At 62.4% G+C, this 10471-nt stretch carries 11 protein-coding genes; 8 read left to right on the top strand and 3 right to left on the bottom strand.

Translation table 11 applies throughout. The features are described from left to right. Nucleotides 1-689: DUF4397 domain-containing protein (locus ABEI27_RS10555; protein ID WP_375799368.1), on the bottom strand; the 689-nt coding region annotated here is incomplete at its 3' end. 334 nt (nt 690-1023) lie between these two features. On the opposite strand from ABEI27_RS10555, the gene ABEI27_RS10550 reads away from it, so the two are divergent. The 7 genes from ABEI27_RS10550 to ABEI27_RS10520 all read left to right on the top strand — a co-directional run bounded on the left by ABEI27_RS10550 (nt 1024) and on the right by ABEI27_RS10520 (nt 7598). Continuing rightward, entirely contained in the window at nt 1024-1302 is a 279-nt protein-coding gene (locus ABEI27_RS10550; RefSeq protein ID WP_375799367.1) for an ArsR/SmtB family transcription factor, read from the top strand. A 69-nt stretch (nt 1303-1371) separates the two neighbouring features. Then, nucleotides 1372-1653, top strand: a complete 282-nt coding sequence (locus ABEI27_RS10545; RefSeq protein WP_375799366.1) for a hypothetical protein — start codon at nt 1372-1374, stop codon at nt 1651-1653. A gap of 154 nt (nt 1654-1807) precedes the next feature. Beyond that, entirely contained in the window at nt 1808-1933 is a 126-nt protein-coding gene (locus ABEI27_RS10540) for a hypothetical protein (RefSeq protein ID WP_375799365.1), read from the top strand. Nucleotides 1934-2424: 491 nt separating this feature from the next. Beyond that, nucleotides 2425-3438, top strand: coding sequence for a TAXI family TRAP transporter solute-binding subunit (locus ABEI27_RS10535; RefSeq protein ID WP_375799364.1), 1014 nt, complete (start codon nt 2425-2427; stop codon nt 3436-3438). A gap of 134 nt (nt 3439-3572) precedes the next feature. After that, nucleotides 3573-4085 carry a DUF1850 domain-containing protein gene (locus ABEI27_RS10530; protein ID WP_375799363.1) on the top strand — a complete coding sequence of 171 codons (513 nt, stop codon included), beginning with the start codon at nt 3573-3575 and terminating at the stop codon, nt 4083-4085. Continuing rightward, complete coding sequence (locus ABEI27_RS10525; RefSeq protein WP_375799362.1) at nt 4082-6778, top strand: TRAP transporter permease; 2697 nt, start codon at nt 4082-4084, stop codon at nt 6776-6778. Before ABEI27_RS10530 ends, ABEI27_RS10525 begins: the two co-directional genes overlap by 4 nt. A 163-nt stretch (nt 6779-6941) precedes the next feature. Beyond that, nucleotides 6942-7598 (top strand): helix-turn-helix domain-containing protein, encoded by a 657-nt coding sequence (locus ABEI27_RS10520; RefSeq protein ID WP_375799361.1) that lies wholly within the window; start codon nt 6942-6944, stop codon nt 7596-7598. A 75-nt stretch (nt 7599-7673) separates the two neighbouring features. Here the strand turns inward: ABEI27_RS10520 and ABEI27_RS10515 are convergent, their stop codons facing one another. Beyond that, a complete protein-coding gene (locus ABEI27_RS10515) occupies nt 7674-8483 on the bottom strand; it encodes an MOSC domain-containing protein (RefSeq protein WP_375799360.1) in 810 nt (269 codons plus the stop codon). Nucleotides 8484-8569: 86 nt separating this feature from the next. Next, nucleotides 8570-8827: a hypothetical protein gene (locus ABEI27_RS10510; RefSeq protein WP_375799359.1), complete on the bottom strand. Its 258-nt coding sequence runs from the start codon at nt 8825-8827 to the stop codon at nt 8570-8572. Nucleotides 8828-8966: 139 nt separating this feature from the next. Between ABEI27_RS10510 and ABEI27_RS10505 the strand changes: the two genes are divergently transcribed. After that, the gene (locus tag ABEI27_RS10505) at nt 8967-10334 is read left to right on the top strand and encodes an aminomethyl transferase family protein (RefSeq protein ID WP_375799358.1); all 1368 of its coding nucleotides are present in this window, start codon (nt 8967-8969) and stop codon (nt 10332-10334) included. Nucleotides 10335-10471 lie beyond the last annotated feature (137 nt).

The raw sequence follows: 10471 nt of genomic DNA, 5'->3' as shown, positions 1-10471 counted from the left end.
TCGGCGACGACGTCGCCGTCGTTGCTCTCGGTGTCGCCGCGGATCTGGAGGGTGTAGGTGCCAGCAGGGACCTCGACGGTGCCCGACTCGCCGTAGGCGACGCCATCGTAAAGTGCATCGCCGCTGGATGCCACTGTCACGTCCACTGCGGGCGCGTCCGGCGACGCGTGCACGAGTCGGATGCGCGCGGTGTCGCCACCCGGAGCGGCGTTGTCGTCTTCGAGGATCAGCGGCTCGAAGGCCTGATCGGCACCGTCGCCGACCTCGCCGATCGCGGCGACGGTGTACGACGCTTCGGCCGCGACGGACACCGCCCCGGAGAAGACCGCCGTCTCCGGGCTGCCGGCCGGCGTGATCTCGACCTGCCGTTCGCCCGCGGGCACGTCGAGGTAGTCGCTGACGGCCCCGAACGCGACGTCTTCGAGGACCGCACTGTCGTCAACGTAGACGTCCACGTTGGGGGCGTTCGGTGAGAGGTGTGCGATGCGAACCGCGGCCGTGCCCGTCGGCGTCTCCGTCTCGGTTTCGGTCGGGGTCGGCGGCGGCGTGAGGGTGTCCGTCGGGGTCGCCGTCTCGGTCGCGGTGTCGGATCCGCCGCCGGACCCGCATCCGGCCAGGCCGGCCATTACGCCGGTACCAATTCCGAGCAATACTCGTCGCCGCGAGGTGGAACTGTTGTCTCGTGACATCCAACTCGAGTCTCGTATGACAGACTCATAATGTATTTCGCAACTCAGGCTAAAATCTCCCTCAACTGGGCATAAGATCCCTCGAGAATGCCGCTAACGCGAGATCTGACTCTGCCCCCCGAAAGGGCTAAATGCGCTTTGTTCGGAGTATTGAACAGTCACTCGGCGCGCACCCGAGGCCGGAGTCAGAAAGGATGCGCTCACGCACCTCGACCGGTCGAATGGGTATGCACGGAACCGGGAGTAGCAGGTCTGCCCCGTCGTCATCAGCCCATTCAGCTCACCGCGCCGATCCCGGTGGATTGATAACAGCGTGCAGAAAACGTCGGCAGGGATGGAAACGGTCCTCTGGCAGACTCTCGCCGGTACACGCGGAGGGCCGAACCGTGCCCGTATCCTACGCGCACTCGACGAACGCCCCCGGAACGCCAATCAGTTGGCTGAGGAAATCGACTTGGCGTACAACACGATCAGACACCATCTCGAGATTCTCGAGGACAACGGGATTATCACCAGCAGCGACGCGGACTACGGCACGATCTATCTGCCCAGCGACCGGGCGAGAACCCACTGGGAGACCATCGAGACGATACTCACCCGTATTGAGGAGTAATATGAACCACATAGGACTGTACCGACGATCGCGTTCGAGACCGCCCGAGACGAACGGGGGCGAGAGTCGATGTCGCTGATGCTGGATGCGGCGCGGATCGCGGCGGGCATCAACATCGTTCTCCTCCTCGTCGTGTTGCGGGTGTGGATCGGCACCTACCGAGAGATTCGCGCACCCTTCACCCTCGCGTCAATGATCTTCGCGACGTTCCTTCTGGCGGAGAACGTCGTCGCGCTGTACTTCTACTTCACTGCGCCATCGATGCCGTTGGTGGCCGTTCGGGTGATGATGCTCTTGCAGATCCTCGAAACCGGTGGCATCGGCGCGTTGACTTACGTGACCTGGCAGTAGTGCTACCGATTCTGGGCTCATCCGCAATCTTCCCCCCGAGCAGCACGTCACCACCTCGAACCTGGAACTGCCCGGGGAGAGACTGGACGCCTCGACGACTGATCCGGAGGTGACCCTTTTATGCTTGGATACCTAGTACCGCTGGGGTGAGACGATGCCCCTTGTACCGCACTACCCATCCGACGAACCTCGGCGTGAGCGCCGCACTCCGAACATCGACGACATTGTCGAAGACATCCTCGGTGGCGGCGACGACGACCCCGCAGCGGTCGTCGGGTGAACCCGATCGCTGGGGGTGCGGCGACCATTTTTTCGACCGTGGTATTCGATAGCGCACACACGGCATCGTGCACGCCGCACGCAACGAACAGCCCGTATTGGCAGACGAACTGCCCCGGTACTGGAACCACGGACTACCCAGGCGTCTTCGTCGTCTGGAACAGTCAGGGATCTGGGTAGTACCGATTGTTACTTCAATGCAGCAGTGAGACTCAAACCGAGATATTGATTACTTTTGATTTCATCTCAAAATTTGCCACTGTGATCTCGGAATTACAAAAATATTTTAACTATGCGAATGTATCTTCCAATGAATTTTAATACAGACGTTATAAATTGTGTAGCAAACTGCTATCGTATAGGAAATAAAGTAATATAGGTATTATGATCATTTGGGTTATTCAAATCAGACCGGTTACAATTTGGAAATATGATGCTATCGCCGGGAAATGACCAGAAATATAACCCCATAGAGTGCTATTGTGACAACGTATGACGGATAAAAAGACTCGGCGTCGGTTCCTCGAAGCAGCTGGTGTTGCAGGCGTTGCGGCTCTCGCTGGCTGCAGTGGGAACGGCGGCGGCAGCACGGAGACAGAGAGCGGTGGCGACGGCACCGCCGAAGACACGGAGACAGAAAGCGGTGGCGAGAGCAGCCGTCTCAGCTGGCACGCCGGTGGGACGGGCGGAACGTACTACCCGCTGTCGAACGAGTTCAAGACGATCGTCGAGGAGAACACGGACTTCTCGCTGAGCGTTCAGTCCACGGGCGCCAGCGTCGAGAACGTCGGTAGTCTCGCGGACGGCTCTGCGGACTTCGCGCTGATTCAGAACGACATCGCCTTCTTCGCGAAGAACGGCACGGGCATCGAGACCTTCCAGGGCAACGCCATCGAGAACATCCGCGGGGTCGCCACGCTGTACCCCGAGACGATCACGGTCGTCACCCTGCAGGGCACCGGCATCGAGACGCTCTCGGACCTGAGTGGCGCGACGATCAACACCGGCGACCTCGGATCGGGCACGCAGGTCAACGCGAACCAGATCCTCGAGGCGGTCGGCATCACTGACTTCACCGAACAGAACGCCGGCTTCTCGCAGGCGTCCGAACAACTCGCCAACGGCGATATCGACGCCGCGTTCGTCGTCGGCGGGTGGCCCGTCGGTGCGATCGAAGACCTCGCGACGACGAACGACATCCACATCGTGCCAATCGAAGGCGAGAACCGCCAGGCCGTCAAGGATGCCGCCTCGTGGTTCGCCGACGACACGATCCCCGCCAACACTTACAGTGGCGTCAGCGAAGCCGTCAACACCGTCGCCGTTCAGGCGATGATCGCCACGAACGCGGGCGTGTCCGCCGACACCGTCGAGACGGTTACCGCGGCCATCTTCGACAACGTCGACGATCTGTCGATCAAGACGGACTTCATCTCGGCCGACAGCGCACAGGACGGGATGTCGATCGAACTGCACGAGGGCGCTTCGGCGTACTTCGGCGCGTAATCAGACCGGTCCACTGCGCTTCGACGCTCCGGAGCGGTGACGCGGTCGGCGGGCCGGCCCGTCGATCCCGTTGTCGCCCGCTAACCCGTGATTACGACACATCTTCCATACTACGTTTACTCGACCCGACACACGTGATTCGGAACCCACTCAGAACCGGACGGGCCAGTCGCCTCCTCGGAGCGACGCTGCTCGTTCTCGTCGTCCTCGCTGTGGGCGTCGCTACCGCCGCCCCCACCGGACAGATCCTCGTCGTCGAGGACCTCGATACTGGCGAGGAGTACATTTCTCAGCCAGTCGACGACGGGAGCACAGTCGCGCTCGAATATATGCACAGCGTCGAGAAATCCCGCGTGTACGACGAGTACCGCGTAGACGGAGCGACGCTCGTGAACACCCGAATGGAGTTCGAGTCCTACGGCTGGGGGTTGCCGTCCCGGGTCAACGTCACAAACGTCAACGGGACGCTCGTGTACGATCCCCCGGAGCCGATCACCGAGTTAGAGACGCTCGCAGTCTCGCCGGGTCGGATCGCGAACCATACACTGATTATCGACGACCGACAGTATGACCTGGTCGCCGAAACGAACGCGAACGACGTTCGCATTCACATCGAGCGGCGAACGCTGCTGGATATCCTCCTATGACCACGAACAACCCGACCGACAGTGAGGAGCTATCGAGACAAGAGGCCGAAGAGCTCATCGACGAAATCGAACGACGGCGGTCCCTGAAAGGGCTCGCCGCCCTCACCGTCGCCGTAATCGGGATCGCTTTCTCGCTGTTCCAGTTACTGTTGGCGGCGCAGAGTTTCACGTTCACAGTCCCGTTACCGTTCGTTGCCGACTGGAACGCCTCGTTGCAACTCCTGCAGGCCAACGCCGTCCACGTCGCGTTCGCGTTGGTCCTGACGTTCCTGATGTTCCCTGCGAGTACGGGCGACGGCTTCGTCTCCCGGGGCCTCGGCCGTCTCGTCGCCGTCCTCACCGACCCCTTCGAGGGCGAAAGCCCGGTCGCTCGCCTCGTTGAAGCGATCCGCAATATGTTCCGGTGGGCGTTCGTCGACTCCGACCGATCCCGGGTGACGCCCTTCGACGTCGTCTGTATGATCGCGGCGTCGCTGGCGGCGCACTACTTCCTGACGGAGTTCTCCGAAATTCAAGATATGCGGGTGTTCGGGCTCGAGTCGGGCGACCCAGTCACCGTGGTCTACCCGTTCCTCCAGCCGATTCTCGGCGGGCTTCCGATCATCAGCGAGATGTCGTGGGCGCTGATCCTCGGCGCGATCGGCGTGCTGCTGGTGCTCGAAGCCACCCGCCGGACGCTGGGGCTCCCCCTGATGATCATCGTCGCGATCTTCATCGTCTACGCGCGGTGGGGCTATCTCATCAGCGGCAACACGCCGCTCCTCGGGCTGCTCGCGATCCCGCAACTGACCTGGCCGGACATCGTACAGAACCTCTGGTACAATACCGAAAACGGCGTCTTCGGCATCCCGGTCACGGTCTCCGTGAGCTTCATCTACATCTTCATCCTCTTCGGTTCGTTCCTCGAAATGAGCGGCGCCGGGCAGTGGTTCATCGACCTTGCGTACGCCGCAACGGGGACCAGAAAGGGCGGCCCCGCAAAGGCGAGCATCCTCGCGAGCGGCTTTATGGGGACGATCTCGGGGTCGTCGATCGCTAACACCGTCACGACGGGGGCGTTCACCATCCCGCTGATGAAGGAGTCTGGCTACTCGGCGGAGTTCTCCGGCGCGGTGGAATCCTCGGCGTCGTCAGGCGGTCAGATCCTCCCACCAGTGATGGGCGCGGCGGCGTTCCTGATGGTCCAGTACACCGCGACGCCGTTCGCGGAGATCATCATCCTCGCGACGATTCCGGCGATCGTCTTCTTCTTTGGCGTCTGGGTGATGGTCCATCTGAAAGCTGTCGAAGAGGGCATCGGCGGTATCGACGCGGCCGAGACTGCTGATACAGTTGAGCACCTGAAGCAGGGCTGGTTCTATCTCGTGCCGATCTTCCTCCTGCTGTTTTATCTCATCGTCGAACGGCTCTCGGTCTCACGCTCTGCGTGGTTCACGCTCGTCGCTCTGGTCGCGCTGATCACCTTCATCGCGGCGTACAGTGAGAAGACGCGACTCACGCTGTTCGGTTCGCTCTCGATTATCTTCGGCGCGGAACTGCTCAGCCACGTCGTCGCTGGCGTCCCGGTCGCGCGGCTGGTGGGTGGTGGCGGTGGTGCCGGTCTTCCGGTCGCCGAAGCCTTCGGTATCGTCGGACCGCGGGTCGGCTGGTATGCGATGCTCGCCGGAGGCATAACGATGCTGATCCACACCGACGTGCAGTCGAAACTCCTCGATCTCAACCCTACAGTTCAGAGCGCGGCCGAGTCTGCCGGTGATCGGGCGGGACGGAACCTCGGGAAGAACCAACTCTTCCGCACGGGGACGTTCGTGATCAAATCGATGGAAGAGGGTGCACGGACGGCCGTCCCCGTCGTCGTCGCGGTCGCCGCTGCCGGCATCATCCCGGGCGTGATCAGCGTCTCGGGTCTTGGCCCGAATCTGACCTCGCTGCTGTTGGCACTGTCCGGCGGTTCGATCGTCGTGATGCTGATCGTCACCGCCATCGCGAGCATTATCCTAGGGATGGGGATGCCCACGACGGTCACCTACATCATCCTGATTTCGATGCTCGCAACGCCGCTTGTCGAGTTCGGGATCCCGCTACTTGCGGCACACCTGTTCATCCTCTACTTCGGCGTCATCGCCGACATCACCCCGCCGGTCGCAGTTGCGGCGTACGCAGCCAGCGGGGTCGCTAAATCCGACCCCTTCGAGACGGGCGTGAAGGCGTTCTCGCTCTCGCTGAACAAGGCGATCGTGCCGTTCGCGTTCGTGCTTGCCCCCGGCATCGTTCTCCTGAGAGAGAAGGCAAACGCGGCCGACCTACCGCTGCGTGAGAAGTACCGCGTCGTCTCGTTCGCGGATCTGGCCGAAGTTTCCTACTCGATCCCGGAGATCCTGATCCCCGTCGCCGGGGTGTTTCTCGGGGTCATTGCGCTCGGCGCGACGGTCATCGGAACGCTCTATGGCCGGGTCGGACGGGGCGAACGTGCGGCGTTCGCGCTCAGCTCGATACTGCTTATGGCACCCCTGTTGCTCTCGACGATGGTGTTCGACCTCATCGGGTTCGCCGGTGTGACGATTTCGGTCAACGGCCTCCTGCTCGAACTCGCCCTGCGCGGCGTCGGATTCGTCCTCTTCGTCGCGCTGGTGGCCAAGAACAGGCGTGAGGCCACGCCGACGGAGACGTCGCCGACGACCGCCTCGACCTGAACCGTGACCGCGACGCGCCGCCGTCGACCGACAGCATAAGGTAGCCGCACGATGGAGTATCGCGCAAGATCCCACCGTACGACGTGGCTCGTCTCTGCACGTTTGCCCGACCGAGAGGTCGGGAACGCAGACGGTCAGGCGCCACACACGGAGGAGCCAGTATATGTCGATTACAGCAAAGGTACATATCGAACACGAGCACCTCGCGCTGGTCCCGACGCTGCAGCGACTCGGGGACGTGAAGATCCGCGTGATCACCCAGGGGACGACCGATCCGGGGTCGACGTACTTTCCATTTCTGATCGAGTACGACGACCCCGAGGAACTCGAAGCGGCGCTGGCGGACGACGTCACAGTCGAGGCGTTCGAGCTGATCGACCGGACCGAAGAGACGGCAATCTACTACATTGCGCACACGCCGCAGACCCGGCTCATCAGCAGCATCGTCACCGACGAGAACGGCTTTCTCGTCCACACGGAAACCGAGAACGGCGGGTGGATAGTCCATCTACTGCTGCCGAACCGGGCCGCCCTCAACTCGATCTGGGAGTACGCAATCGCGAACGACATCGCGCTCGACATCGTCGAGATCTACAGCAACGAGGACGCGAGCGGCGACTCGTCGTACGGCCTCACCGACGAACAGCGGGAGGCGCTCCAACTCGCCTTCTCGGAGGGGTACTTCAACGAACCCCGGGACATCTCTCTCAGCGAGGTCGCCGAGCAGATGGATCTCTCGTCGACGGCGATGAGCGGTCGACTCCGTCGTGGAATGCGGAACCTGATTGGTGCGACGATCGCCGAGCGAGAGAGCGACTGACCGGGACTGCCGACGAGCGAGATACCCCGACGCCGGTCGCTCTCGCAGTCGGGAAAGTCCTCGTCGCCCCACCTCTCACTCCGGTGCACGCACTGCAATCGCCACAGCGGGAGCACTACCGTCATTCCAGAACGGAAACCCGATCCCCGACTCGGAGCCGTTGTCCCCTTCGACGACCCGTGCCAGAATCATCGCCGCGTAGTGGTGATCGAAGGCCGCCGGGTCGGCCCACTCCGGAAACGTCTCCGCGCGCTGTTCGACGAACCGCTCGCGGAATCCCGGTGTCTCGGTCCCCGTCTCCGGGTCGCGCGCGGGAACGATACACCGGCCGCAGGAGTCGAGCCCCTCGAATTCGACACTCCCGATCTCGAACCGCGGTGCCTCATCGCTCACGAAGCGGTCCTCCCAGAACGCCGGCACGCCCGAAACCTCGACGTTCGCGCGCATCCGTCGGCGGCCACTCTCGGGCGTCATCCCCTCGAACCACGACGCGATCTCCTCGACGCTACCGGTGCTCAAAACCGAGAGCCCCATCTCTCGGCGGTCGACGAACCCGCGACTGTCGTCGCGTTCGAGCGTGAGATCCACCTCGAAGAACTCGCTGAACCACGTTTCGGCCCGTTCGCGGTCGTCGGGGAGCACGAATCGCTCGGTCTCGCCGGCGGGCGTTTCGACGACGAACGCGCCCGTCTCCGGGCCGAAATCAGTCCGAAGATCGTGAACGCGATCCGTGCGCTTTCCGTTGAGGACCTTCCCGCTAGAATGCAAAAGGGCGAATTCGCGGTCGTGGGCGAGCGTCCCGCCGTCGAGAGTCCGTGCCGCGTCGACGTCGACCCCGTCGAGTCCCTTCACCGGATAGACGCGGAGTCGTTCCAGTCGGGTCATCGTTCCTGTGTGGTCGGCCACGAGTGTGGTAGCGTTTGTGGTCGCGTTGGGAGAACGTGGCGCGCTGCCCGCACCAGATGTCGCTCTCAGCGTTCAGTGCGGTAGACCGGCCGGAGCGCGGTTGCGTCTTTGTCGTAGCCGAGCCAGAGACTGAGACCGACGGCGACGAACACGAGATAGACGGGGAACAGCAGTACGAGCGTGTACGCAAAGAGCAGTAGCGTCAGCGCGCCGCTCCAGTACAGTACCCCGATACCCGTCAGTCCGACCAGTGCACCCGCGAACATCCCGAGCCGAAACGCGCGTGCCGCGTCCGGGCCCGGAGCGGGACGAGACGATTGCATACGCGCGTTTCGAGGCGCGAGAAAATAAGTGATGCGCGGTATGGACTGGTATATCACGGTGGGGTCCTCCGCGGCTGGGATAAATGTGCGGTACTATCAACGTCATCTTTTATTGAGTTCTATTGTGTGTGTTCAGGGGATGTCAGGGGACCACCCGAACCACCCAAGTATCGATCAATCCGACCGCACCCTCCCGCGTAATCTTCGGCAGACTGGTGACCCCGGGATTCGGATGCTGGTTTCGACGCGCGTCCGCAAGTCGCCGTTCTTCGACAAGTCGTTCAACGAGGAAGGCGCCTGGCGAGCAACAGTATATAACCGGATCTACCACCCCCGCGGCCTCGTCGAACCCGAGGACGGCGGAGCGATGGCCGAGTACGAAGCGCTGACCGAGAAGGTGACGCTGTGGGACGTTTCCGTGGAACGACAGATCCGCGTGAAGGGCCCCGACGCGGAAGCGCTCACCGACTACGTCATCACTCGTGACGCCACCGAGATCGAGACGATGCACGGCAAGTACGTCATCCTCTGCAACGAGGACGGCGGCATCCTCAACGACCCGATCCTTCTCCGAGTCGAAGACGACGAGTTTTGGTTCTCCATCTCGGACTCGACCCTGATGCAGTGGCTGCAGGGCGTCAACGTGGGAATGGACTTCGACGTCGAGATCGACGAGATCGACGTCGCTCCGATGCAGATCCAGGGCCCGCTCTCCGAGGACGTGATGGTCGAAGTCGTCGGCGAGGAAGTCAGCGAGATTCCGTACTACGGCCTGATGGAGGCCGAAATCAACGGCGCGTCCGTGCTCGTGAGCCAGACCGGGTTCTCCGGCGAGAAGGGCTTCGAGATCTACGTCCGCGACGCGACCAAGAACGCTGAGCGCGTGTGGGACCCCGTGATCGAGACCGTCAAAGACCACGGCGGCCGTCAGATCGCGCCGGGACACCACCGCCGCATCGCTGCGGGGATCCTCTCGTGGGGCCAGGATATGGACCACGAGACCTCGCCGTTCCAGGTCAACCTCGGCTACCAGGTCCCCGACAACAAGGAGGGCGACTACATCGGCAAAGAAGAACTCGAGCGCCAGCAGGAACTCATCGAGAACGGCGAGTACCCGTTCAACCTCAAGATGGTCGGCCTCAAGATGGCCGGCGAGCCGATCCGCGACTACGCGCCTGACTTCTGGCTCATCTCCGATCCGGAGTCCGGCGAGGAGTGCGGTTATATGACGTCGCCGTGGTGGAACCCCGACCTGGAGACCAACATCGGTCTCGGCTTCGTTCCCGCCGATCAGCTTCAGGACGCTGCGCAGGCGACCCTCGACGACGAGATCTACGAGGATGACCTCGACCTCGAGTTCGAGGTGTACCTCCCCGACGAGTACGCCGAAGAGGAAGGCGAGCCGGTGTTCGCGACTGTCGCGGAAGTCCCGTTCAAGGAATCCGTGAACCCGAGCGCCCGCGAGCAGGCGAAACTGAACGCGCGCGCAGACGCCGAATCCGAGTAACGCCCGAACGGCCCCGGTTCTGCCGGGCCTGATTCGCTCGGAGGGTCCAGTCGACTCCGACTTCGATTCTCCCCTCTTCTGTGGTGCACTCGCTACGGTGAGCGCCGCCGCAGCGCAGTTCGGCTTCAGAAATGTAT

The sequence above is a fragment of the Halobellus sp. genome, assembly GCF_042218505.1.
Classification (GTDB): Archaea; Halobacteriota; Halobacteria; order Halobacteriales; family Haloferacaceae; genus Haloquadratum.
This window is presented reverse-complemented; position numbering and strand designations above follow the sequence as displayed.

Bases quoted from the DNA above. Each gene is read 5' to 3' on its own strand.
- ABEI27_RS10550 (WP_375799367.1), top strand. From the start codon at position 1,024: ATGGAAACGGTCCTCTGGCAGACTCTCGCCGGTACACGCGGAGGGCCG.
- ABEI27_RS10545 (WP_375799366.1), top strand. From the start codon at position 1,372: ATGTCGCTGATGCTGGATGCGGCGCGGATCGCGGCGGGCATCAACATC.
- ABEI27_RS10540 (WP_375799365.1), top strand. From the start codon at position 1,808: ATGCCCCTTGTACCGCACTACCCATCCGACGAACCTCGGCGTGAGCGC.
- ABEI27_RS10535 (WP_375799364.1), top strand. From the start codon at position 2,425: ATGACGGATAAAAAGACTCGGCGTCGGTTCCTCGAAGCAGCTGGTGTT.
- ABEI27_RS10525 (WP_375799362.1), top strand. From the start codon at position 4,082: ATGACCACGAACAACCCGACCGACAGTGAGGAGCTATCGAGACAAGAG.
- ABEI27_RS10520 (WP_375799361.1), top strand. From the start codon at position 6,942: ATGTCGATTACAGCAAAGGTACATATCGAACACGAGCACCTCGCGCTG.
- ABEI27_RS10515 (WP_375799360.1), bottom strand. From the start codon at position 8,483: ATGACCCGACTGGAACGACTCCGCGTCTATCCGGTGAAGGGACTCGAC.
- ABEI27_RS10510 (WP_375799359.1), bottom strand. From the start codon at position 8,827: ATGCAATCGTCTCGTCCCGCTCCGGGCCCGGACGCGGCACGCGCGTTT.
- ABEI27_RS10505 (WP_375799358.1), top strand. From the start codon at position 8,967: ATGTCAGGGGACCACCCGAACCACCCAAGTATCGATCAATCCGACCGC.